The 24,993-nt window shown below is 31.0% G+C and carries 24 protein-coding genes and 1 tRNA gene; 15 read left to right on the forward strand and 10 right to left on the reverse strand.

Features of this window, described 5'->3' with window-relative positions:
- Positions 1-40: 40 nt before the first annotated feature.
- Both ACFQ5N_RS06100 and obgE read left to right on the forward strand, forming a co-directional pair.
- Positions 41-1,156, forward strand: coding sequence for an adenylate kinase (locus ACFQ5N_RS06100; RefSeq protein ID WP_386808603.1), 1,116 nt, complete (start codon positions 41-43; stop codon positions 1,154-1,156).
- 58 nt (positions 1,157-1,214) lie between these two features.
- Positions 1,215-2,207 carry a GTPase ObgE gene (gene obgE, locus ACFQ5N_RS06105; RefSeq protein WP_386808604.1) on the forward strand — a complete coding sequence of 331 codons (993 nt, stop codon included), beginning with the start codon at positions 1,215-1,217 and terminating at the stop codon, positions 2,205-2,207.
- 34 nt (positions 2,208-2,241) lie between these two features.
- On the opposite strand, the gene nadB is transcribed toward obgE, so the two are convergent.
- The 3 genes from nadB to ACFQ5N_RS06120 form a co-directional block, all read right to left on the reverse strand.
- On the reverse strand, positions 2,242-3,837 hold the full coding sequence (gene nadB, locus ACFQ5N_RS06110) for an L-aspartate oxidase (RefSeq protein WP_386808605.1): 1,596 nt from the start codon (positions 3,835-3,837) through the stop codon (positions 2,242-2,244).
- 10 nt (positions 3,838-3,847) lie between these two features.
- Complete coding sequence (gene nadA / locus ACFQ5N_RS06115; protein WP_386808606.1) at positions 3,848-4,846, reverse strand: quinolinate synthase NadA; 999 nt, start codon at positions 4,844-4,846, stop codon at positions 3,848-3,850.
- Between the two features lie 112 nt (positions 4,847-4,958).
- Complete coding sequence (locus ACFQ5N_RS06120) at positions 4,959-6,011, reverse strand: branched-chain amino acid aminotransferase (protein ID WP_386808607.1); 1,053 nt, start codon at positions 6,009-6,011, stop codon at positions 4,959-4,961.
- Between the two features lie 264 nt (positions 6,012-6,275).
- Between ACFQ5N_RS06120 and mnmD the strand changes: the two genes are divergently transcribed.
- On the forward strand, positions 6,276-6,938 hold the full coding sequence (mnmD, locus tag ACFQ5N_RS06125) for a tRNA (5-methylaminomethyl-2-thiouridine)(34)-methyltransferase MnmD (protein WP_386808608.1): 663 nt from the start codon (positions 6,276-6,278) through the stop codon (positions 6,936-6,938).
- 15 nt (positions 6,939-6,953) lie between these two features.
- A complete protein-coding gene (locus ACFQ5N_RS06130; RefSeq protein ID WP_386808609.1) occupies positions 6,954-7,094 on the forward strand; it encodes a hypothetical protein in 141 nt (46 codons plus the stop codon).
- Here the strand turns inward: ACFQ5N_RS06130 and ACFQ5N_RS06135 are convergent, their stop codons facing one another.
- On the reverse strand, positions 7,095-8,222 hold the full coding sequence (locus ACFQ5N_RS06135; protein ID WP_386808610.1) for a glycosyltransferase: 1,128 nt from the start codon (positions 8,220-8,222) through the stop codon (positions 7,095-7,097).
- On the reverse strand, positions 8,219-9,178 hold the full coding sequence (locus ACFQ5N_RS06140; RefSeq protein WP_386808611.1) for a hypothetical protein: 960 nt from the start codon (positions 9,176-9,178) through the stop codon (positions 8,219-8,221). Before ACFQ5N_RS06140 ends, ACFQ5N_RS06135 begins: the two co-directional genes overlap by 4 nt.
- A 24-nt stretch (positions 9,179-9,202) precedes the next feature.
- Here ACFQ5N_RS06140 and ruvC point away from each other — a divergent pair, with 24 nt between their 5' ends.
- On the forward strand, positions 9,203-9,754 hold the full coding sequence (gene ruvC / locus ACFQ5N_RS06145) for a crossover junction endodeoxyribonuclease RuvC (protein ID WP_386808612.1): 552 nt from the start codon (positions 9,203-9,205) through the stop codon (positions 9,752-9,754).
- 4 nt (positions 9,755-9,758) lie between these two features.
- Here ruvC and ACFQ5N_RS06150 read toward each other — a convergent pair whose 3' ends face one another.
- On the reverse strand, positions 9,759-10,046 hold the full coding sequence (locus ACFQ5N_RS06150; RefSeq protein ID WP_386808613.1) for a putative quinol monooxygenase: 288 nt from the start codon (positions 10,044-10,046) through the stop codon (positions 9,759-9,761).
- A 115-nt stretch (positions 10,047-10,161) separates the two neighbouring features.
- Between ACFQ5N_RS06150 and hemW the strand changes: the two genes are divergently transcribed.
- The 4 genes from hemW to ACFQ5N_RS06170 all read left to right on the forward strand — a co-directional run bounded on the left by hemW (position 10,162) and on the right by ACFQ5N_RS06170 (position 13,057).
- A complete protein-coding gene (hemW, locus tag ACFQ5N_RS06155) occupies positions 10,162-11,301 on the forward strand; it encodes a radical SAM family heme chaperone HemW (RefSeq protein WP_386808614.1) in 1,140 nt (379 codons plus the stop codon).
- A 34-nt stretch (positions 11,302-11,335) separates the two neighbouring features.
- On the forward strand, positions 11,336-11,944 hold the full coding sequence (locus ACFQ5N_RS06160; protein ID WP_386808615.1) for a DUF4230 domain-containing protein: 609 nt from the start codon (positions 11,336-11,338) through the stop codon (positions 11,942-11,944).
- Between the two features lie 102 nt (positions 11,945-12,046).
- The gene (locus ACFQ5N_RS06165) at positions 12,047-12,676 is read left to right on the forward strand and encodes a hypothetical protein (protein WP_386808616.1); all 630 of its coding nucleotides are present in this window, start codon (positions 12,047-12,049) and stop codon (positions 12,674-12,676) included.
- Between the two features lie 24 nt (positions 12,677-12,700).
- Positions 12,701-13,057, forward strand: a complete 357-nt coding sequence (locus tag ACFQ5N_RS06170) for an MmcQ/YjbR family DNA-binding protein (protein ID WP_386808617.1) — start codon at positions 12,701-12,703, stop codon at positions 13,055-13,057.
- Here ACFQ5N_RS06170 and ACFQ5N_RS06175 read toward each other — a convergent pair.
- Positions 13,054-13,896, reverse strand: coding sequence for an AraC family transcriptional regulator (locus ACFQ5N_RS06175; protein WP_386808618.1), 843 nt, complete (start codon positions 13,894-13,896; stop codon positions 13,054-13,056). The two genes, ACFQ5N_RS06170 and ACFQ5N_RS06175, sit on opposite strands and share 4 nt — an antisense overlap.
- A 306-nt stretch (positions 13,897-14,202) precedes the next feature.
- Between ACFQ5N_RS06175 and ACFQ5N_RS06180 the strand changes: the two genes are divergently transcribed.
- The 4 genes from ACFQ5N_RS06180 (at position 14,203) to ACFQ5N_RS06195 (ending at position 18,998) form a co-directional block, all read left to right on the forward strand.
- The gene (locus ACFQ5N_RS06180) at positions 14,203-15,783 is read left to right on the forward strand and encodes an aldehyde dehydrogenase (NADP(+)) (protein ID WP_386809029.1); all 1,581 of its coding nucleotides are present in this window, start codon (positions 14,203-14,205) and stop codon (positions 15,781-15,783) included.
- A 114-nt stretch (positions 15,784-15,897) separates the two neighbouring features.
- Positions 15,898-17,190 carry an aminopeptidase P N-terminal domain-containing protein gene (locus tag ACFQ5N_RS06185; RefSeq protein WP_386808619.1) on the forward strand — a complete coding sequence of 431 codons (1,293 nt, stop codon included), beginning with the start codon at positions 15,898-15,900 and terminating at the stop codon, positions 17,188-17,190.
- Positions 17,191-17,450: 260 nt separating this feature from the next.
- Entirely contained in the window at positions 17,451-18,773 is a 1,323-nt protein-coding gene (locus ACFQ5N_RS06190; protein ID WP_386808620.1) for a S28 family serine protease, read from the forward strand.
- An 18-nt stretch (positions 18,774-18,791) separates the two neighbouring features.
- Entirely contained in the window at positions 18,792-18,998 is a 207-nt protein-coding gene (locus ACFQ5N_RS06195) for a DUF6500 family protein (RefSeq protein ID WP_386808621.1), read from the forward strand.
- Between the two features lie 3 nt (positions 18,999-19,001).
- Here ACFQ5N_RS06195 and ACFQ5N_RS06200 read toward each other — a convergent pair whose 3' ends face one another.
- Complete coding sequence (locus ACFQ5N_RS06200) at positions 19,002-20,105, reverse strand: DUF4407 domain-containing protein (protein WP_386808622.1); 1,104 nt, start codon at positions 20,103-20,105, stop codon at positions 19,002-19,004.
- A gap of 289 nt (positions 20,106-20,394) precedes the next feature.
- Between ACFQ5N_RS06200 and ACFQ5N_RS06205 the strand changes: the two genes are divergently transcribed.
- Positions 20,395-20,958 (forward strand): PhnA domain-containing protein, encoded by a 564-nt coding sequence (locus tag ACFQ5N_RS06205; protein ID WP_386808623.1) that lies wholly within the window; start codon positions 20,395-20,397, stop codon positions 20,956-20,958.
- A gap of 65 nt (positions 20,959-21,023) precedes the next feature.
- Here ACFQ5N_RS06205 and ACFQ5N_RS06210 read toward each other — a convergent pair whose 3' ends face one another.
- Positions 21,024-22,412 (reverse strand): dipeptidase, encoded by a 1,389-nt coding sequence (locus ACFQ5N_RS06210; RefSeq protein ID WP_386808624.1) that lies wholly within the window; start codon positions 22,410-22,412, stop codon positions 21,024-21,026.
- 121 nt (positions 22,413-22,533) lie between these two features.
- On the opposite strand from ACFQ5N_RS06210, the gene ACFQ5N_RS06215 reads away from it, so the two are divergent.
- A tRNA-Leu gene (locus ACFQ5N_RS06215) sits at positions 22,534-22,615 on the forward strand.
- A gap of 45 nt (positions 22,616-22,660) precedes the next feature.
- Here ACFQ5N_RS06215 and ACFQ5N_RS06220 read toward each other — a convergent pair.
- Entirely contained in the window at positions 22,661-24,742 is a 2,082-nt protein-coding gene (locus ACFQ5N_RS06220; protein ID WP_386808625.1) for a S9 family peptidase, read from the reverse strand.
- Between the last annotated feature and the right edge of the window lie 251 nt (positions 24,743-24,993).

A 24,993-nucleotide genomic window follows, 5' to 3' on the forward strand; every position in this document is an offset into this window, starting at 1 on the left:
CTTTAGGGTTGGATTCTTAAATTTGCAACAAAGTAACACTATGAGTATTATTAAATTACACGACAAATACTTTAAATCGTACATTTCAGCAGAGAAAATTGATGAAGCAGTTCAAGCATTAGTAACTCAAGTAGAAAATGACTTAAAAGGAGAAAAACCTTTATTCATTGGAATTTTGAATGGTTCATTTATGTTTGTAGCTGATTTTGTAAGAAAATACAATTCAGATTGTGAAGTATCATTTGTGAAATTAGCCTCTTATGAAGGTACAAATTCTACAGGTAAAATTAAACAATTGGTTGGTGTAAATGAAAATTTAGAAGGTAGAACAGTTGTTATTTTAGAAGATATTATTGATACTGGTAATACCCTTCAAGAAATTTATGAAATTTTTAAAGATAAAAATGTAAAGCAACTTAAAATTGCTACCTTGTTTTTTAAACCAGATGTTTTCAAAAAAGCCTTACCAATTGACTATATTGGACTACCAATTCCAGATAAGTTTATTGTTGGTTATGGTTTAGATTACGATGGAATAGGAAGAAATTTAGAAAGTATATATCAATTAACAACAGCACCAAACATGAAAAATATTGTTTTATTTGGCCCTCCTGGAGCCGGAAAAGGAACACAAGCAGATTTATTAAAAGAAAAGTATGAACTAGTTCATATTTCAACAGGAGATGTTTTTAGATACAATATTAAAAACAAAACAGAACTTGGAATGTTAGCTAAAACTTATATGGATGGCGGAAATTTAGTACCTGATGAGGTTACTATAAATATGTTGAAAGCTGAGGTAAATAAAAATACGGATGCTAATGGATTTATTTTTGACGGATTTCCTCGTACTGAATCTCAAGCAATTGCTTTAGATGCATTCTTAGAAGAAAAAGGAGAAGGAATTAGTGGAATGGTTGCTCTTGAAGTACCTGAAGATTTATTAGTTGAACGTTTGTTAGAACGTGGAAAAACTAGTGGAAGAATTGATGATCAAGACGAAGATAAAATTCGTATTCGTTTTAATGAATACAACACTAAAACTGCTATTTTAAAAGACTATTTTCAAGCTCAAAATAAATATTTTGGAGTAAATGGAGTAGGTGAAATTAAAGAAGTTAATGAGCGTTTAAGCAGTATTCTTGATCAGCTTTAAATTGTATTGTTACTAGTAGTATTTTATTTTAATAATAGGGGAGTTAAATATTGATATCATGACTGAAGGGAATTTTGTAGATTATATTAAAATACACGCCGAATCTGGAAAAGGTGGAAGAGGATCTATGCACTTGCATAGAGAAAAATACATTGATAAAGGTGGGCCTGATGGTGGTGATGGTGGTCGTGGTGGTCACGTTATTGTGCGTGGAAATACCAATATGTGGACATTATACTCATTAAAATTCAAAAAGCACTTTAGAGCAGAACACGGTAGTGACGGATCTAAGCAAAGAAGTACTGGAAGCGATGGTAAAGATGTTTATATTGATGTACCACTAGGAACCATTATTCGTGATGGTGAAACCCAAGAAATTTTATTTGAAATAACCAAAGAAAATACTGAGCAGCAATTATTACCTGGAGGAAAAGGAGGTAGAGGAAACTGGCATTTTAAAAGTTCTACCAATCAAACGCCGCGTTATGCTCAACCAGGTGTTGAAGGTCAAGAAGGTTGGTTTCAACTAGAATTAAAAGTATTGGCAGATGTTGGTTTGGTTGGATTTCCAAATGCAGGAAAGTCAACATTATTATCGGTATTAACTTCAGCAAAACCAAAAATAGCAGATTATGCGTTTACTACGTTAAAGCCAAATTTAGGAATTGTAGAATATCGCGATTTTCAAACTTTTGTAATGGCCGATATTCCTGGTATTATTGAAGGAGCTGCTGAAGGAAAAGGTTTAGGGCATCGGTTTTTAAGACATATTGAACGAAATTCAACATTGTTATTTTTAATACCTGCAGATTCAGATGATATTAAAACTGAATATGGTATTTTATTAAATGAACTAAAAAAACACAATCCTGAATTATTAGATAAAGATCGTTTATTGGCTATTTCAAAGTCTGATATGTTAGATGATGAATTGAAAGAAGAAATACAACAAGATCTTCCTAAGGGTATTAAAACACTATTTATTTCATCTGTAGCTCAACAAGGAATGATGGAGTTGAAAGATACTTTATGGAAAATGTTGAATACTTAAAAAAGTAAAATATAGATTAATAAAAAAGGAGCTTTTAAAGCTCCTTTTTTATTAAATCAGCGCTATAGAAGCCACCTTTATTTTCTTTCCTGTTTTTTGAAAACTGCGTAATTAAATAAGCTGTAGTTATTAAATTTCTAAGTTCACATAAGTCCGTAGAAAGTTCAGAATGATCGTACAAGCGCTTGTTATCTTCGTATAAAACACGTAATTTTCTTTCTGCCCGTAACAACCGTTCATTTGATCTTACAATTCCTACATAATTACTCATAATAGTTTTTACTTCATTTCTATCATGTGTAATAAGTACTTTTTCCATATTTTTAACTACACCACTGTCATTCCACACAGGAACTTTTGTAGGAAGATTTATTTTATGAAATCGTTTTGTTAAATTTTGAAATGCATTGTGAGAAAATACGAGACCTTCTAATAATGAATTTGAAGCCAATCTATTTGCGCCGTGAAGGCCTGAACGTGTTACTTCACCACTTGCATATAGGTTTTTAAGCGATGTTTTAGCTTTTTTACTCACATTTACTCCACCACAAATATAATGTTGTGCAGGACAAACAGGAATATAATCTTTGCTAACATCAATACCTAAAGTTGCGCATTTTTCAGTAATATTTGGAAAATGTTTTTTAAAAGCTTCATAGTTTATATGTGTACAATCTAAAAATACATTAGGTGCTCCACTTTTTTTCAATTCACTATCAATAGCTCTAGCTACAATATCACGCGATGCTAGTTCTTCACGTGAATCGTACTTATGCATAAATCGTTTTCCACTATAATCTCTTAAAATAGCACCTTCACCTCTTACAGCTTCTGAAATTAAAAATGCAGGATATTCTCCTGGATTGTACAATGCTGTTGGGTGAAATTGAATAAATTCAACTTCCGATATTTCTGCTTTAGCTCTATAAGCCATTGCAATTCCGTCTCCAGTAGCAATTACAGGATTGGTAGTTGTTACATATACTTGGCCATTTCCACCTGTAGCAAGCATAGTTACTTTTGCCGAAAATGTTTTAACAACATTTTTTTTCTCGTCTAAAACATAAGCTCCGTAACAAGTAATTTTTTCTTTTCTCTTGGTTTTTTTCTTTTTTAATTGATGCTCAGTAATTAAATCAATAGCATAGTGGTAAGTTAAAAAAGTAATGTTTTTAGTACGTTCAACAGCTGCAATTAAAGCACGTTCAATTTCTGCTCCGGTTATATCTTTGTGGTGTAAAACGCGATCTTGTGAATGGCCACCTTCTCTTCCTAATGAAAAATTTCCGTCTTTATTTTTATCAAATTTGGTTCCCCATTCAATTAAATCTCTCAAACGATCTGGTGCTTGCTCAACCACCATTTTTACAATTTCTTCATTGCACATTCCATCGCCTGCAATTAAGGTATCTTGAATATGTTGTTCAAATGAATCTACTGTTTTATCCCAAACTGTTGAAATACCACCTTGTGCATACTTTGTATTGCACTCGTTTTTTTCGTTTTTGGTAATTATGGTAATGGATGCGTCTTTAAAATGTTTTGCAGTTTTTAGCGCAAAAGATAAACCAGCAATTCCAGATCCAATTACTAAAAAATCGGTGTTGTGAATTTTTTTTTCAGCGTTCATTTAAAGTTTTTTATTTTGAAAGCTCTAGCATACGTTCAATAGAAACTAAAGCTTTTTTACTTAATTCAGCATCAACTTCAACATTTGGAAGTTCATGTTGTAAGCATAAATACAATTTTTTCATTGTATTCATTTTCATATAAAAACATTCGCTACAATTACAATTGTCATCATCAACAGGTGCAGGAATTAAAATTTTATCAGGCGCATCTTGTCTCATTTGGTGTAAAATACCAACTTCAGTAGCAACAATAAACTTTTTAGCGTCGCTATTTTTTACATAATTTAATAAGCCAGAAGTTGACCCTACATATTTTGCTACTTTTAATAAGTGAGCTTGAGATTCAGGATGTGCAATAATTTCAGCATCAGGATTTTCAGTGTGTAGTTCTAATATTTTGTCAATTGAAAAAGCTTCATGAACCATACAAGCACCATCCCAAAGTACCATATCTCTACCAGTTTCTTTAATTAACCATGCACCTAAATTTCTATCTGGAGCAAAAATAATTGGTTGATCTACAGGTATAGAATCTATAATTTTTTTAGCGTTTGATGATGTACAAACAATATCTGTTAAGGCTTTTATTTCAGCAGAAGTATTTACATATGAAACTACTAAGTGATTTGGGTGTTCTTTTTTGAAGGCAGCAAAATCAGCTGGCGGACAAGAATCAGCTAATGAGCATCCTGCTTTTAAATCTGGCAGTAAAACTTTCTTTTCTGGATTTAATATTTTTGCAGTTTCGGCCATAAAATGCACACCTGCAAATACAATTATATCAGCCTCAGTAGTTGCTGCTTTTTGAGCTAAAGCTAAACTATCACCAACAAAATCTGCAATATCTTGTATGGCATCTTCTTGGTAGTAATGGGCTAAAATTACAGCGTTTTTCTCTTTTCTTAATTTGTTGATTTCTCCAACATAATTTATTTCCTTTGGTGTTTCAATATCTAAAAAACCAGTTTCTTGTAAATTCTTTTTTGCTTCTTCTAATGTAGTACTCATTGTTTTATTTTAGTTGGTTTAGGCTAAAAAACATACCAAATAATCGGCTAGTTTTGCCAATTATTTGAGTAGTTGCAATTTAATAAAATGTTGTTTGTTGTGGTTTAAGTTTTTATTGAACTTTATATCTCCAACCAAATTTATCTTCTAATTTATTTTGTTGAATTCCAGTTAATCTTGTTTTTAAAAGAGTAGCATAACTATTTTCAATTACAGGTAATTCAAACTTTTCATCTTGATCAGCAAAACCTTTAATAACACTAATTACCGCGGCAGTTCCAGCACCAAACATTTCTTTTAGTTCTCCCTTTCTTGCAGCTTCAACAATTTCTTTTCTTGTAACAGGTCTAACTTCAACATTAATTCCTTCGTCTTTGGCCAATTCTATTAAGCTTTTGCGAGTAATTCCATCTAAAATACGGTCACTTGTTGGCGCCGTAATTAAGGTGTCATTTACTCTAAAAAACACATTCATTGTACCTGCTTCTTCTAAATATTCATGCGTAGAAGCATCAGTCCAAACAATTTGTTGGTATCCTTGTTCTTCAGCTAATCTTGCAGGGTAAAAAGATGCAGCGTAATTTCCAGCCGCTTTTGCAAAACCAACTCCTCCGTTAGCAGATCTACTATACTTATCAGCAAAAGTTACTCTAACTTCACCTGCATAATAGGCCTGAACAGGCGCACAAATTATCATGAATTTATAATTTTTAGATGAAGAAGCTGAAACACAGTTTTCTGTAGCAATTACAAACGGACGAATGTAAAGTGCATCTCCTTCTCCTTTTTGTACCCATTGACTGTCAATTTTCAGTAACTCATTTAATCCCTCAAAAAATAGTTCTTTTGGGAAAGCAGGCATATCTAAACGCTCAGCAGATTTATTAATGCGTTCTTGATTTTGATCTGGTCTAAACAACCATATATCGTCATTTTTATCTTTGTAGGCTTTCATTCCTTCAAAAACAGCTTGTCCATAATGAAACACTTTAGCTGAAGGATCAAACGCAATTGGTTGATAAGGTCTAATTTTGGGTGTTTGCCACGCGCCATTTTCAAAATCACATTCAAACATATGATCTGTGAAGATTTGCCCAAAGGATAATTTGCTAAAATCAACATCATTAATTTTAGATGTTGCTATTTTTTCAATATGTAAAGACATTGTAAATTGTATTTTAGTTTTTAACAAAATTACTTAAATTTTTTAATAAGTAATTCAATTTTATGAAAAGGTAAATAACTTATTTTTAAATAAATAAAATTATTGCTAATTTATAAATAAATTAACTGAACAAAGTTGCTTAATATTACTTAATATACTAGGTTTTTTGTTGTATTTGTAAAAATTAAACTCTTCGTTTTTATTTTTTAGGAACTATAAATTAATGATATTTGTTGATTGAATTTTTAATTTAAGCGTTACCAATTGGAAAGAGAAATAATAATTACAGCTGATGGTTCTTCAACCATACATTTACCGGAATGGAATGAACAATACCATTCAAAACATGGCGCTATTCAAGAAGCAATGCACGTGTTTATAAAAAGCGGTTTGCAATTATTTTCTAATCAAAATATAAGTATTCTTGAAATTGGTTTTGGAACTGGATTAAATAGTTTTATTACTTTTTTAGAAGCACCTAAGTTAAACTTAACAATTGATTATGTGGGTGTTGAAGCGTATCCGGTTGCTGCTAATGAAATTGAAAATTTAAATTATGTAGCTGAGTTGAAAGCTGAAAATTTTCAAGAGGTTTTTACACAAATGCATCAATCAAAGTGGGAACAAAAAGAATTAATTTCAAACGGATTTAATTTAACAAAACAACAGTTATTCTTTAACGAAATAAAAGACGAAAATAGATTTGATTTAATATATTTTGATGCTTTTGGAGCACGTGTTCAGCCAGAATTATGGACTGAAGATATTTTTGAAATTATGTTTAATTCCTTGAAAAAAGGTGGTATTTTAGTTACGTACAGCGCTAAAGGAAGTGTTAGAAGAGCTATGCAAGCGGTTGGTTTTAAGGTAGAAAGGTTGCCTGGTCCACCAGGTAAAAGAGAAATGCTACGCGCTTTTAAAGAATAATAAAAAACGATTAAAATGGAACAACAACGATTTAAAAAAAGAAAACTACCAAACAAAAAACGATTGATAATATTATTGGTTTTATTACTAGTAATTACTTATTTATGGTTGAATTCTGATACTATTATTACCAGTTTGTTTGAAGTGAAAGAATAGTTATTTGTCAAATGTTCGGCCTTTCCATTCATACTCTTTTATAACGGATAGAAGAGCGATAATTACCGTGAAAAATGGATAAATTAAACTAACAAACGGAAAATGTTTTAAAGATTGCTTTGTATTTAAAAATGAAGCTGTTTTTTCAATTAAAAGAATGTCAAAAAACATTTTTTGAAGTAGTATTGCTATAAAAAAAGGATAATTAGAAGGTTTTAAAAATAGCGAAAAACCAATAATTAAAATATATAAGTTGGTTATAAAAACAATGCCTCCTACAAGTATTGAAAACCAATTTTTATATGCGCTCGATTTTGAAGCCCAACGTATTTGTTGATTTAAAAAAGATTGCCATTGCATTTCACATTTTGTAATAACAATGTTTTCTTTAGATTTTAAAAAGTAAACATCTGTGGCATAGTTTTTTACCATTTTTTCTAGCAAAAATACATCGTCGCCACTCGCAATGGTTTTGTTGCCTTCAAAACCATTTAATTTTTGAAAAACCTCTTTTTTATAGCACATGTTTGCGCCGTTACATAAAAAAGGTTGTTGTATACCAAACGCACCAATTGTGCTTCCAATTAAACTTGTGAAATTTAAATTTTGAATGTGAAAAAGAAATGATTGTTCTGCTTTAAATTTTACGGCGGCACTTATAAAAACCGGTTGCTTTTCTAAAATAAATTTATTGAAACTTTGTAGCCAATTTTTTGGAACTTCGCAATCAGCATCTGTAGCAACTATCCAATTAAATTTAGATTGTTGAACGGCGGTTTGTATTGCATCTTTTTTTGACGAGTTTGAGGTTCTTTTGTTTTGAATTATTTGAATGCTAATGTGTGAATGATTTTTTTGAAAAGATTCAATAATTGTACAAGATGTATCTTCTGAAGCGTCATTTACTAACAAAACTTCAAACATTTTGTTGGGATAGTTTAATTTTTGAATGGATTGTAATAAGTTGTTTAAATTATTGGCTTCATTTCTAAAAGGAATAATTATTGAAAACTTATGTAAAGGTTGTTCAAAGTTTGATGTTCGTAATTTAACATTTTTAAAACCTATGATAAAAGCAATAACAAGCGCTGCATAAGTTGTAAAAATAAAAATGGACGCAGTAATCATTCGTAAGAAGTGGTTTTAAAATTCAATACAAAAACACTTCCAAGTATTGCAGGCAAAGCAAAATTAAGAATCCACATAAATGTTGTTACGGTAATAATAGTTAATTCGTTTACCTCAATAAATTGAAATAACCAAACAGCTACAGAACCTTTTATAACCCAATCAAAAATTGATAAACTTGGAATAAACGAAGCAAAAAAGTACATACAAAAAATGAAACTCATAAGCGTAAAATAATCCGTTTTAACACCAAAAAGTTGTAATAAAAAGTAAAATTGATGTGAGAAAACCAGATAACGCATAAAGGAAAAACTCAATGTTTTAATGTAAGTTGCTGTTGAAATGGATTTTAAAAATTGTGAAAATTGAAGTGGGTATTGTTCAATTTTAAAGAACCTAAATTGTTTTTTAAATAATAGTAAAATACTAAGTATAATTCCTACTATTAAAAGCGTTTTAGTATTAAATTCAGGGAAATTAATTTTAAAATTTAACAAAACATAAACCAATCCAATACAGCCAAAAAACGTGGTTGCAGTTAATTGACACATATTTCCAATAAAATTTAACCCTACAATTTTTTTATGATACTCTTTTTTAAAATACAATGCTTTGGCACCATATTCGCCAATTCTATTTGGCGTAATTAAAGAAGCTGTATGTGCGCCAAAACTTTGTTCATAAGCTTTAAAAAAGGTGATTTTTTGAAAGGTATTTACTAAATTTTTCCACTTAAAAATTTCTAAAAACCAATTGACATCGGTACATAATAAAATTGCAATAAAAGCCCAAATATTATTTGAAAAAGCCACTTGAAATTGTTGGGTAAGTGTTGCAAAAGTTAAAAGTTGATTGTCAACTAATTTTTGATAGATAAAATAAAAAGCACCGTAAACAATTATTAATTTAAATAATAAAAATAGTGTGCGTTTATATTTGTGAGAGTTATTGTACATTTGGTTTTACAAATAAACAAATAATTGAGTTCAGAAAAAATCATATTAGGAATTGATCCGGGAACTACCGTTATGGGGTTTGGATTGATTAAGGTTGTAAATAAAAAAATGGAATTAATTCGTTTAGATGAGCTAATGCTAAAAAAGTATTCAGATCATTATGTGAAATTAAAATTGATTTTTGAGCGTACCATTCACTTAATTGACACCTATCATCCCGATGAAATTGCTATTGAAGCACCTTTTTTTGGTAAAAATGTACAATCTATGTTAAAATTAGGTAGAGCTCAAGGTGTTGCAATGGCTGCTGGTTTGTCTCGTGAAGTTGCCATTACAGAATATTCTCCAAAAAAAATAAAAATGGCCATTACCGGAAACGGAAATGCGAGTAAAGAGCAGGTTGCTAGAATGTTGCAAAGCTTATTAAAAATAAAAGAACTACCAAAAAACTTAGATTCAACAGACGGATTAGCAGCAGCAGTTTGTCATTTTTACAACAGCGGAAGAGCCACAGTTGAAAAAAATTATACAGGCTGGGCTTCATTTGTAAAACAAAACGAAAAAAGAGTGAAATAGTTAGTTAAATAACAACATCACACTCATAGGTTTCATATTTTTTTTCTACAATTAAATTTCTATGTTCTCGGAATAATTGATACTCTTTTGAAGACTCCATTTTTAAACGATCTTCTTTTGTGCTCCAATATTCCACTAAAAAGTAGCGATTTTCTTCGTTTTGGTCTTTAAAAATGTGAAAGTGATCTAAACCTGCAGGTTTGGCTTCTGTTAATTCTTCAAATTTTTGTAGTTCAACAAAGGAAATTCCTTCTCCTTCTTTTACTTTGAAAGATACGATATAAGTATACATAACGACGCGGTTTTATCAAATTTACGATTCCGTTTCTACAAAAAACGTGACTTACATCACTTAACCACTTCTTTTTTAATAAAAGTGTACATTTGACATTTAAAACAACTAAAAATTGGCAGGCATATACATTCATATACCATTCTGTAAACAAGCATGTTACTATTGCGATTTTCATTTTTCTACTTCATTAAAAAAGAAGGAAGCCTTGTTATTAGCTATAAAAAAGGAGCTAATTCTTAGAAAAAATGAATTTGGTAACGAAACAATAAAAACAATTTACTTTGGCGGCGGAACACCAAGTATTTTAAACTTGGAAGAGTTACAAGCTATTTTTGATGTGATTTATGAAAATTATACAGTTGTTAATAATGCTGAAATTACGTTGGAAGCTAATCCTGATGATTTAACTACTGAAAAAATTATTGAATTATCGCAATTACCAATAAATAGGTTGAGTATTGGAATTCAATCTTTTTTTGAAGACGATTTAAAATTTATGAATCGTGCACACACAGCAAAAGAGTCTAAAAAATGTTTACAACTGGCACTACAATATTTTGATAATATTACCATTGATTTAATTTACGGAGTACCAAATATGAGCAATGAAAAATGGTTGGAAAATTTAAAAACAGCTTTTGAATTTGGTGTGCCTCATATTTCAAGCTACGCGTTAACAGTTGAAGAAAAAACGGCATTAGCGGCTTTTATAAAAAAAGGAAAAGTTACTCCTGTAGATGAAAATTTAGCTTTAGAACATTTTAATATGTTGGTGGCTGAAACGGAAAAACAGGGTTTTGTACAATATGAAATTTCTAATTTTGGAAAGCCTGCATATTTTTCAAAACACAACACTTCTTATTGGTTGGGCGAAAAGTATTTGGGAATTGGACCTTCAGCGCATTCTTTTAACGGAAAAGAGCGCGCTTGGAATGTGTCAAACAACGCAAAATATATAAAATCATTAAGTGTAAATACACTTCCAATTACGATTGAAGAACTTTCAAAAAATAATTGTTTTAACGAATATATTATGACAGGTTTACGCACTATTTGGGGAGTTTCTTTTACTAGAATTGAAAAAGAATTTGGGTTAAACTTGTTAAATGACTTCAAAGAAAATATAAAGCCATTTATAAAAAATAATTTGTTAGAAATAAAATCAGATCCTACGTTAGGCAAGGTTTTGGTAACAACTAAAAAAGGAAAATTTTTGGCAGATGGAATTGCCAGCGATTTGTTTATAATCTAGTACATTTGCTATATTTGAAATACAACAAAAAACTATGGATATATTTTTAGGGTCTTTATTGGGAGCCGTTTTGGCTTATTTAGTGATTACGTATTTTAAATGGAAAGTAAACGAAAAACAAACCGTAAAGCAATCTGAAATATTAATTCAAAAAATAAAAAGTGTTTGCAATTTGATTTCGGTAGAAGGTGAGTTTGCTGAAATTTATCAATATGAAAATCAAAAAAAGCATTTTTTAAAATTTATTACTTCTAAAAAAAAGGCGGTATTGTTAATTAAAGCAAAAGCGCATATTGGATACGATTTAACCCAAATTAAACTAGAATCTAAAAAAGATTCAAAAGAAATTATTTTAACGCAATTTCCAGAGCCAAAAATACTATCGGTAGAAACAGATGTAAAATACTACGATAAAAAAGACGGAATTTTTAACAAATTTAAAGCCGACGATTTAACCGAATTAAATAAAGAAGCGAAAGATTTTATTATTGAGAAAATTCCTGAAAGCGGTTTAATTACTTCAGCAAAAAAGGAAGCATTAGATTCAATTCAAATGATTGAAAAGCTTCTGGAAACAGCAGGTTGGAAATTTGTATATACCAATTTGGTATTACCAGAAACTAAAAAGAAGCTTAAAAGTTAAATACTTTCATATCTTTTTAAAAATCAAATTTGTTTTGCAATAAAACTTCATTGAAAAAATCAAAAAAAAGAGTAAATTTAAATCTTCAAAAAAAACTGAAATATGAATAAAATTATTGTAGTTGTATGTTGTTTGTTTTCAATAATGAGTTTAAGTGCTCAAAAAAAGGCTGTTACTGAAACAGGTGATGAAGTAGTTTTATTTGATAATGGAACCTGGGAATATCAAAATAAAGAAATTTTGGTAGAAATGGAAATTCCTACAAATACAAAAGTGTTTGAGAAAGATAAAAAATCTACATTTTTATTAAAGAGCAAAAAGGTAAATGTTGGTTTTTGGCTAAATCCAAAAAAATGGAAATTCAATAAAGGAAAAGATAATTTAGAGTCTGAATATGAATTTGAGTTAAAAGGTGAAGATTTATATGGCATGGTAATTTCTGAAAAAGTTGAAATTCCCTTGGAAACACTTAGAAGCATTGCTTTAGAAAATGGAAAAGAAGCTGCGCCAGATTTAAAAGTTGTAAATGAAGAATACCGATTTGTAAACGGGATGAAAGTGTTGCTACTTGAAATGAGTGGAACTATGCAAGGAATTAAATTTTCATACTATGGATATTACTTTTCTAGCGAAAACGGAACGGTACAATTTATTACCTACACATCACAAAATTTATTAGAAAGCTATAAAGAAGAGTGCAATATTTTTTTAAACGGACTTGTTGAATTATAATTAACAAGTTGCATATAAGTAGAGATGAATATTGAAGAGTTTAGAACGTACTGTTTGTCTAAAAAATATGTAACGGAAAGTTTTCCGTTTGATGAGACCACGTTGGTTTTTAAAGTAGCTGATAAAATGTTTGCGCTTTCTGGTTTAGATAGGCAACCAACTCAAGTGAATTTAAAGTGTGATCCAGAAAAAGCAATAGCGCTACGCGAAACATATGAAGATATTATTGCTGGTTACCATATGAGTAAAAAGCATTGGAATACAATAATTATTGATGGTAATATTTCTAATGAATTAATTGTTGAGCTTATAAATCATTCTTATGATTTGGTAGTGAAAGGTATGACAAAAAAGAAACAAAGAGAATTAGGTTTTATTTAATGTTTCTTCCTAAATTCTGAAGGTGTAATTCCTTTAATAGCTTTAAACTTTCTATTAAAATTTGCTAAATTATTAAAGCCAGATTTATAAGAAATTTCAGTAATACTCAAATCATTTTTTTTAGCCAATAACTTACAAGCGTTTCCAATTCTTATATCAATTAAAAAGTTTACAAATGTTTTATTGGTACGTTGTTTAAAATAACGGCAAAAAGCATTTGGAGTCATATTTGCAATGTCTGCAATATCATGTAAACTAACTTCTTTATGAAAGTTATCCATAGAGTATTGAAAAATATCACTCATTCTTTTTCCTTCATCACCACCATATTTATTTAAGTTAATAAGCGATGATAATTCGTGCTTTTTAGCTTTTGAAATTAAATTTAAAATTTCTAAAAACGTAGTAAACTGTTCGTACTTACTTTGCTCTTTAACAATAGATAAAAGCTTAATTAATTTTTTAAGATTCGACTGTACTTTATAACCTAAAACAGAATTGTCAAAAAACGCACTGAAATGTTCAAATTCAGGAAATTCAAAAAAATGTTCGCCATAAGAATTTTTAGAAAAAAAGACGGAAACCATTGAAGTGTCATTTTTAAAGGCATTATCTCTTTTAAAAACGTGAGGTAAATTTTCTCCTAAAACAAAAATATCATGTTGTTTAAAATCACCTACACAATCTCCAATAATGTAAGTTCCTTCACCTTTTAACACAATGCTAATTTGAATTTCTTTGTGTTGGTGTAATTTTTCGTAAAATGATTCTCCTGTATATTCTTGAATATACAAGGTAACATTTTCAGGCTTCGGAATTTTAAATGGTAAAACTTTCATTTATACGTGATATAAAACAAATCTACTCTAATATTTTAATAAAACTAATTTTTAAAGGTAGAATAATATTATTTTTAGGTAGTATATGAAGACTTCTCTTTTTTATATTTTTTCAAGTTTCTGATTTTAAAGTCTTTAGTTGTTTGTGTAACTGAAGTTTCATGAACTAAAAAATTGTGCTAATACTAAATTGTAGGTTGTTATTTGAAATTTAGTTTAAATGCATTTTAATTTAACTAGTTAATGAGTAATATTGTATGTGTAGCAAAAAATGGACTTTGCATAACATTAAACAAGTTTAAAATTATGATTACCGGTAAAAATTACATTGGGAATTTATTGTCATCAATTGGTCATAAAACTTTTAAAACATTCAATCCACAAACCAATTTAGAAAATAAGGAAGTATTTACTGAAGCTTCAGAAATAGAAATTGAACAAGCTACTCAATTGGCGGCAAGTGCATTTAAATTGTTTAAAAAAGTTTCGGGAAGTAGAAAAAGTGAATTTTTGAACGAAATAGCAAATGAAATTGAAAGTTTGGGTGATACTTTATTGCAAATGTATTGTAATGAATCTGGGTTACCTGTGGACAGAGCAATTGCCGAAAGAGGAAGAACTGTTTTTCAATTGCGCACATTTGCCAATTTAGTAAAAGAAGGTTCTTGGGTTGAAGCTGCTATTGATACGGCACAACCTACTCGTACACCTATTCCAAAATTAGATATTCGAAAAATGTTGGTTCCTTTAGGACCAGTTGTTGTTTTTGGAGCAAGTAATTTTCCGTTAGCATATGCTACTGCTGGTGGAGATACAGCAGCTGCGTTGGCTGCTGGTTGTCCGGTAATTGTTAAATCGCATCCTATGCACGCAGGTACTGGTGAATTGGTAGCTACTGCAATTATTAAAGCAGCAGAAAAAACAGGAATGCCTAATGGTGTATTTTCAAATTTAAATAGTAGCGGTGTTGCGGTAGGTATTTCCTTAGTTAAAAATAGCAAAATTAAGGCTGTTGGATTTACAGGAAGTATTCAAGGAGGTAAAGCTTTGTATGAAATGGCTGCACAACGGCCAGAACCAATTCCTGTATTTGCTGAAATGGGAAGTGTAAACCCTACTGTTTTATTACCAAATTCGGCAAAAACAAAAGGAGCAAGTTGGGCAAAAACGTATGCAAGTTCTATTACTTTAGGTGCAGGACAATTTTGTACCAATCCGGGATTAATTTTAGGAATTAAAGGCCAAGATTTGTCAAATTTTATTCAAGTTTTATGTGAAGAAATTGTGAAAGTTGAGCCAACTTGTATGTTGCACCCTAATATTGTTAGTGCTTACGAAAGTAATAAAACCAAGATATTGGCACATAAAGATGTGGAAGTAAAAGGTACAATTTATAAGGAAGTAAAACCGAATTATAGCCGTCAAATAATTACTACGGTTGAAGGTGCTACTTTTTTAAAAAACACCAATTTACACCAAGAAGTTTTTGGGCCATTTTCTATGGTAGTTCAATGTGAAAATGCAGTACAATTAGAAGAAATAATTTCAAAGTTAGAAGGTCAGCTAACTGGTACACTTTTAGCTGAGGATGAATTAGAAAATTATAGTACTATTGTTGAAGCACTTCAAAATAGAGTAGGACGTATTATTTTTAACGGAGTTCCAACTGGTGTTGAAGTTTGTCCTTCAATGGTGCACGGCGGACCGTTTCCTGCTTCTACAGATAGTCGATTTACTGCTGTTGGCCCAGAATCAATCAAACGTTGGGGGCGTCCTTTTTGTTTTCAAAACTGGCCAAACAGTTTGCTGCCAAATGAATTGAAAAACGAAAATCCTTTAGCCATTGAACGATTAGTTAATGGTGTTAAAACACTTGATAAAATATAAAACCTATTACTATTAAAAGTAGCTTAATTGATTGTAAAAGCAAGCGTTCAATCAAAAAATAGTGCTAAATTTATGCTTCTTTTTAAATAAGATAATTTACTTAAAACTTAATGTATGCGTTACAATAAAATACCAACTTCATTATTTATAAAAAACAGAAAAAATTTCATTTCAAAAATGGAACCAAATGCGATTGCAATTTTTACTTCAAATGATATTATGCCAAATAATGCTGATGATGTAATGGGTTTTGCACAAAATAATGAGTTGTTTTATGTAAGCGGTATTGATCAAGAAGAGTCTATTTTAGTGTTGTATCCTGATGCTGCTGCTCCTGAAAATAGAGAAATTTTATTTGTAAAAGAAACCAGTGATTTAATAAAAATTTGGGAAGGTGATAAACTAAACCAAGCACAAGCTTTTGAAGTTTCAGGAGTGAAAAATGTAAAATGGTTAAAAGATTTTGAATTGACCATTCAATATATGGCATTTGAAGCTGATACTTTTTATTTAGGTCATAATGAGCATAAAAAAACATTAACTGCAGAAATGAATACACGCCAAGATAGAATGATTGATTGGTGTAAAGAAAAATACCCATTGCATAATTACAAACGTGCTGCTAAAATAACACGTGAGCTGCGTCAAATAAAATCAGAAGAAGAAATTGCATTGATGCAAAAAGCTGCTGATATTAGCGTTGGCGGATTTGAAAGAGTTTTAAAAGCTGTTGAACCAGGAATATTAGAGTATGAATTAGAGGCTGAATTAACCTATGAATTTATTAGAAAAGGCGCAAGAGGTCATGCATTTATGCCTATAATTGCTTCAGGTAAAAATGCTTGTGCATTGCATTACAATACAAATGATTCGGTTTGTAAAGATGGAGATATGATATTGATGGATTTTGGAGTTTGTTACGCTAATTATAATTCTGATACTACACGTTGTTTTCCTGTAAATGGCGTGTTTACTAAACGTCAAAAAGAAGTGTACAGTGCCGTTTTACATTGTTTAAAAGAAGGTGCAAAATTGTTAAAGCCTGGTGTTGTTTCAGCGGCTTATGAAAATGAAATGGCTAGTTTAGTTGAAACACAATTAATTAAATTAGGTGTTTTAAACGCTACTGAAGTTAAAAATCAGGACCCAAACAAACCGTTGTATAAAAAATACTTTATGCACGGCACAGCGCATCATATTGGTTTAGATGTGCACGATGTAGGCTTGTATACAAGACCTTTTGAAGCAGGAATGGTGGTAACTTGTGAACCCGGAATTTATATTGCTGAAGAAGGAATTGGTTGTAGATTAGAAAATGATATTTTAATAACAACAACTGGAAATATAAATTTAACAGCCGCAATGCCTATTGAAATTGAAGCTATTGAAGCTATAATGAAGAAGTAATTATTTAGTTACTGTTTAGATTGTAAAAATAACACTTCATTACAATTGGTGCAGTAGTTTCTTTAAGTATAAGTTTGGCTGATGTTAATTCAGGAAGTTTGTCAGTTTTATGTTAATTTGTTCGTTAGAATTATAATGTTTTCATAAATGTAATGATAAACATTACTCTTGAGTTATTTATCATTAATTTTGCTAGTGTAGCTATAAGCTTCGTTCTTGTGAACTCAACCATTTTTTGATAATTATCTTATAAATATTTTATGAAATTATATAGATCTATTTTTTTTATTGTAGCATTAAGTTTAAGTGTTGTTAGCTGTAAAACTATTCAATTAGAACCTGTTGAAATTTTAACTTTTAAACAGCAGTTAGAGCAATTATTCCCTGATGCTGAGATTACTAAAATGGAGGCAAAAGATCATTTTACAAAAGCTTATCAATTGGTTTTAAATGAACCTTTAGACCATAAAAATCCAGAGGCTGGCACATTTAAGCATTATGTTTATCTTTCACATGTAGACGAAGAATTACCAGTTGTGTTAGTAACTGAAGGGTACAATGCACGCCCACAAACGTATGAAATGAGCAAAATTTTGAAAGGGAATCAAGTGCAAGTTGAATATCGTTTTTACGGAAAATCGAGACCTGATTCTATTCCTTGGCAATATTTAACCAATGATCAAGCGGTTGAAGATTATCATCAATTGGTTACAAAATTAAGACGATTATATACAGGTAAATGGGTATCTACAGGAATTAGTAAAGGAGGCGAAACAGTTTTAATTTATAAATCTAAATATCCTTGGGATGTGCGTGTAGCTGTGCCTTATGTTGCACCGCTAATTCAAGGACAAGAAGATCCAAGAACCGAAGCGCATATTAAAACCATTGGAAGTGATGCCTGTAGAACTAAAATTGAAAAGTACCAACGACTTATTTTAGAGAATAGAGATGCTGTTTTGGCTGAAATTTCAAGCTATGCAACTTTAAAAAATATGAGTTTTACTGAAGTTTCTATAGAAGAAGCATTGGAATATGCTGTACTAGAATTTCCATTTTCATTTTGGCAATGGGGCGGAAAATGTGAAGATATTCCTACCAAATCAGCAAGTGCAAAAGAATTATTTGATTATGTGAATAGTATTGTTGGCATTGGTTTTTATAACGATAAAACATATGAAGATTTATTGCCTAGTTATTATCAACATATGACAGAGTTAGGGTATTATGGTTTTGATACCACGCCGGTAAAAGACTTAATTAAAGTTGTACACAAACCTACAAATTTACGTTTTGCTCCTAAAAATATGGAAGTAGCATATAGCCCAGAATTTATAAATGAAGTACGTGATTTTGCTGAAAACAAAGGAAAACAAATACTTTATATTTATGGAGAATATGATACTTGGGGAGCTTGTGCTCCAAGTCCAAAACCACATGTTGATGCCTTGAAAATGGTTTTAAAAGAAGGATCTCATAAAACACGAATTGAAGATTTTAGCAAAGAAGACCAGCAGTTGATTTATGATAAATTACAAAAATGGATGGGTTACAGCACAACTATTTATCCGTTAGAAGATTAATGTTATATGAACAAAGAAATGAAGCAAAAAATAGTTGCTGTTTGTGATGCTAAAATAGCAAAGAAAGGTAGCAATGTTGGATTGTCATTCTATGCGTTTTTTGCGAATAAAAATGACAATCCAGCGTTGTTATTAGAAGTTGCAACTTGGTGGATACAAACAAAAAAACTAAATCATTTTGAAAAAGCTGTAAAAATTAAAGAACTTGTTTTACAAATGAGTTAAGTGTTAGTTAACAATATTTTTTTGACTTTTGTAAAATGCATCAGCTTGAAATTGTAAAATCTCACGTGCTTTTTGTTTTTTGTAATTGTAAATTTCTTCTTCATCAGCAAGCTCATTGTAAATAGCTTGATTTAAAGTGTGATCTGTTGCTACAACATTTTTACGCTGATTTTCTTTTTGTGTAACCCACATTTTCACAGCATTTTCTATGTCTTGTAATTTATAATCGTATTCACTTTTTGGAGCAATTAGTTTTGCAAAAATTGGAGAAGTTTCAATAGCTAAAAATAGTAGAAATATAAAAAATGAAGGTAGCCAGGGTAATTTATTTAACGCGTTTATACGCGCCATTAATCCATCAAATCCATCAATAATTGGTTGGGTAGTTGTTTCTTGTTGTTTTTGAAGTGCTGCTAATTGAGAAAGTTGGGTTTCTTTGTTTAAAATTTTTGCTTTGTTGTCTATTTTTAGTTGCTCAAGTTCAGCCAATGCAGCGTCATGTTTTTCTCTTTTTTCTTTATAAACAGGTCCTTTTCCTAATAATTTTGTTCCGGCTGTGCCTTCAGCTTCAGAAATGTAAGTGTTGTATAAAGCGTTTGTTTTTAATTCTTGAGTTTCAATTTCTTGTTTAAGTTGTTTTATTTCAGTTTGAATTTTCTCTATTTCGGGCGTAAATTGTGTAGCAATTTGATTTTTGTTTGCTAAGGTTAATTCGTTTTTTTGAGTTAGTAAAACTTGATTTATTTCTTTTTCAAATATTTTTAATTCTAAAGGTTTAGAAATTACAGTTGCAATAATAATTGCAAGTATAATACGAGGTGTAACTTGTAAAATTTCTTTCCATTTATTGTCATTTTTTTTAATAGTTGAAACTATAAATCGGTCTAAATTAAAAATTAGCAATCCCCAAATAAAGCCAAAAAATATGGCAGCGACATATGAATCGAAAACTGTATATAGCGCGTAGCTTGCAGCAATAAATGCCATAACGGCTGTAAAAAATACAGTTGCGCCAATACCCACGAATTTTGTTTGCTCTGCTTTTGAGCTATTTTTTAAAATATTGGTGTCTGCACCAGAGCACATCCAAAAGAAATTTTTAATCATAACATAGTAGTTGGTTATGCAAATAACGAAATGGTTATTGATTTATTATCTTATAGGTATGTAAAATATGAAGATTGTTACTTTTTAATTGTTTTAAAGTATTGAAAATTGGTTTTTAAATACTATTTGCTTTAAAGTTTGTAACTTTTTTGCGTTAGGGATGGCAGTGAAAAGCCCACAGCGATAGCGAGGACTTGTAACGTACAGCCCGACCTGAAAGGGAACGCCCAAATAATTGTGATTGCTATTTATTAAATGTACTTTTGCGGTTCTAAAATAGAAGAAAAACATGAGTTTATCAAAGGAATTAAGTAAGCGTAGCGGGGCTAAATGTGAGTTGTGTGGTTCAACTGAAAATTTGAATGATTTTGTGGTGGCACCATCAAAAGAGCGCATTGCGGCTTGTGGTGTTTGTGCTGATCAAATTGAGAATCCGGATAATGTTGATGTAAATCATTGGCGTTGTTTAAATGATAGTATGTGGAGTGAAGTTGCTGCAGTTCAGGTAGTTGCTTGGAGAATGTTAACCCGTTTACGTGGTGAAGGTTGGCCTCAAGATTTATTAGATATGATGTATTTAGATGAGGATAATTTGGAGTGGGCAAAAGCAACTGGCGAAGGTGAGGAAGAAGAAGATGCTGTTGTTCATAGAGATGTAAATGGAGTAATTTTGCAAGCTGGAGATTCTGTTGTTTTAATTAAAGATTTGAAAGTGAAAGGTTCAAGTTTAGTGGCTAAACAAGGAACTGCGGTACGAAGAATTAGTTTAGACCGTGAAAATGAAAAATATATTGAAGGAAAAGTTGGACCTACACAAATTGTAATTATTACAGATTACGTAAAGAAATTGTAGGAACAATAATTTTTAAAAGCATAAAAAAAGCTCCAATTCTAAATTGGAGCTTTTTTTGTTTATTGTTATTTAGACATTTCTACAAAATATTTGTAAAATAACGGGATGGTTTCAATTCCTTTTAAATAATTGAAAACTCCAAAGTGTTCGTTTGGAGAGTGAATGGCATCACTGTCTAAACCAAAGCCCATTAAAATAGTTTTACTTTTTAATTCTCTTTCAAATAAGGCAACAATTGGAATACTACCACCTGAGCGTTGCGGAATTGCAGGAACTCCAAAAGTTTTTGTATATGCTTTGTTGGCAGCTTTGTAACCAATATTATCAATTGGCGTTACATAACCTTCACCACCGTGATGTGGTGTTACTTTTACCTTAACAGCTTTTGGTGCTATGCTTTCAAAATGTTTGGCAAATAACGCTGTGATTTTTTCTGATTCTTGATTTGGAACTAATCGCATAGAAATTTTAGCGTAAGCTTTACTTGCAATTACTGTTTTTGCACCTTCACCTGTGTATCCTCCCCAAATTCCGTTTACATCTAATGTAGGACGAATGGAGTTACGCTCATTTGTTGTGTAGCCTTTTTCACCATATTCTTGGTCAATATCTAGGGCATTTTTATAAGCTTCTAAAGAAAATGGTGCTTTTGCCATTTCTGCTCTTTCTTCTAATGACAATTCTTCAACAGCATCATAAAATCCAGGAATGGTTATGTGGTTGTTTTCATCGTGCAATGAAGCAATCATTTTAGACAAAATGTTTATTGGGTTTGCTACTGCACCACCATATAAACCAGAATGTAAGTCTCTATTTGGACCAGTAACTTCAACTTCAACATAACTTAAACCACGTAAACCTGTAGTTATTGATGGCTGCGTGTTTGAAATCATTCCGGTATCAGAAATTAAAATTACATCGTTGCTTAGTTTTTCTTGGTTGCGTTCTACAAACCACGCCAAACTTGAAGAACCAATTTCTTCTTCACCTTCAACCATAAATTTTACGTTACAAGGTAATTCACCTTGAGAGGTCATATACTCCAACGCTTTTACGTGCATATACATTTGACCTTTATCATCACAAGCTCCACGGGCAAAAATTGCACCATCAGGATGCTTGTCAGTTGTTTTTATAATTGGATCAAAAGGAGGTGAATCCCAAAGTTCAACCGGATCAGCTGGTTGTACATCGTAATGTCCGTATACCAAAACTGTTGGTAAATTAGGATCTATTATTTTTTCACCATATACAATTGGGTATCCTGGTGTTTCACAAATTTCAGTAGTATCGCAACCTGCTTTTGACAGGGCTTCTTTTACAGCGTCTGCTGTATTTAAAACATCTTGACTAAAAGCGGAATCTGCGCTAACAGAAGGTATTTTTAGTAACTCAATAAGTTCATTTAAAAATCGGTCTTTATGTTGACTAACGTATGCTTTTATATTTTCCATTTAAATAATTTTCGAAGATTCAAAAATACACAATTTAATTTGGATTTAAATTACTTAAAATTTATTGAAAACTACTTTGCGTTTTTAAACTATTGTGTATATTTGCACCCACAATAATTAAGCGGGCGTGGTGGAATTGGTAGACACGCTAGACTTAGGATCTAGTGCCGCGAGGTGTGAGAGTTCGAGTCTCTCCGCCCGCACTTAAAAAAAGCCTATAAACTCAATGTTTATAGGCTTTTTTGTTTTTATTCTGAAATAGCTTCTAAATCTAGTAAGAAGGCATAACTTAAAGCGGTTCGTTTGTATCGTTCAAATCGTCCTGAAGCACCACCGTGACCGGTATCCATATTGCAATCCATTATTAATAGATGATCATCGGTTTTATGCGCTCTTAATTTTGCAATCCATTTAGCAGGTTCCCAATATTGCACTTGACTGTCCCAATAACCCGTGGTAATTAACATATTTGGATATGCTTTTGCTTCAACATTATCATAAGGAGAATAAGACTTCATGTACTCGTAATATGCTTTGTTTTTAGGATTTCCCCATTCGTCAAATTCAAAAGTGGTTAACGGAATTGTTTCATCTAACATTGTAGAAACTACATCAACAAAAGGTACGGCTGCAATAACACCATTCCATAGGTTAGGTTGCATATTTACAATGGCTCCCATTAATAATCCTCCTGCACTTCCGCCATAAGCGTATAAATGCTTACTACTTGTAAAACCTTCATCAATTAAAAATTCTCCAACATCAATAAAATCGGTAAAAGTATTTTTCTTTTTTAAGAGTTTTCCATTTTCATACCAATCTCTTCCCATTTCTTGGCCACCACGCACGTGAGCAATTGCATAAATAAATCCACGATCTAATAAACTTAATCTACTTGAGTTAAAAGTAGGTTCTGTGGTGTTTCCATAAGATCCGTAAGCGTATAATAAAACCGGAGCGTTATTGCTTTTTGCTGTGCCATTTTTATAAACTAAAGAAACGGGTATTTTGGTGCCATCTTTAGCTGTTGCATATAAACGTTCAGAAGTATAATTATCTGGAGAAAAGTTTTCATCAAGTACTTCTTGTTGTTTTAATAACACTTTCTCTTTTGTGTTCATATTTATTTCATACGTACTATTTGGCGTGGTAAGCGATGAATAACGATAGCGTAAAATAGCTGTGTCAAAATCTAAGTTTGAAGTGGTTGAAGCCATATAAGCCGGATCGTTAAATTCAATATAACTGTCGTCACCATCCCATTTTTTAATTCTAATAGTACTTAATCCGTTAAGGCGTTCACTAATCACTAAAAAGTTTTTAAATAAATCAAAACCTTGCAGCAATACATCTTCTCTGTGAGGAATTACGTCTGTCCAATTTTCTTTTGAAGTTGCACTAATTGGTGTTTTTACCAAACGGAAATTTTTAGCATTTAAATTTGTTAAAATATAAAATGAATCTTCGTAATGGTCTGCCTGATATTCTAAATTTGCTTCTCTAGGTTGAATAACTTTCCATGTTCCGTTAGGGGTATTTGCATCTAAATATTGAATTTCAGTAGATAGTGTTTGCGAACTATAAATCATTAAATATTTCTTAGATTTTGATTTGTATACACCACAGCTAAAAGTAACGTCAGTTTCCTCAAATACCAATTCATCTTCAGATTGGTTGGTTCCTAAAATATGTTTGTAAATTTTATTTTGTCTAAGTGTTTCAGGATCTTTTGTAGTATAAAAAATGGTTTTATTGTCATTTGCCCAAGTTGCACTTCCGCCTGTATTACTCAATTTATCAGGTAATAATTCTCCAGTATCTAAATTTTTAAAATAGATGGTATAACTTCGTCTTGAAACCGTATCAATACCAAATGATAAAAGTTTATTATTTGGGCTTACACTGCGTCTTCCAATTCCATAATATGAAAATCCTTTAGCCATTTCAGGTCCATTCAACATAATTTCTTCAGCAGTATTATTTTCAATTTTTTTTCTACAATACAAGGCATAATCATCTCCTTTTTCATAGCGCGTATAATAAGAATATCCATTATCATTCACCGGAACAGATTGATCATCCTTTTTTATGCGTCCTATAATTTCATTGTATATTTTGTCTTGAAGATCTTCAGTATGACTCATTACAGTTGTTAAATACTCATTTTCAGCATTTAAATAATCCAAAACATCTTGTGTTTGTTCATCTGGAGTTTCAGCAGTTTTTTGAGCATCGCTTAACCGCATCCAAAAATAATTATCAATTCGCGTATCGTCATGGATTACAAGTTCTTCGGCAATTTTTTTTGCAATTGGTGGTTCAGCAGTCATTTTTTTTGAATTTTCTTTACTGGTATTACAAGAGTAAAAAAGCAATATTGTACACAATAGTAAGTAATAAATAGGTTTCATTGGTAGTTATTTTTAAGGATTGTAAAATAAAAATCGAACTAATTTAGTGAATTATATTATAATAACTGATAAGTATCAGTTGTTTTGCTGTATTTGGTTTTGAAAATTAAATACAAAAAGTTATTAGAAGCACTAGTTGATTCATTTTTTTTGTTTGATGCATAGTAATG

The sequence above is a fragment of the Lutibacter holmesii genome (genome assembly GCF_042679665.1).
GTDB classification, from domain to species: domain Bacteria; phylum Bacteroidota; class Bacteroidia; order Flavobacteriales; family Flavobacteriaceae; genus Lutibacter; species Lutibacter holmesii.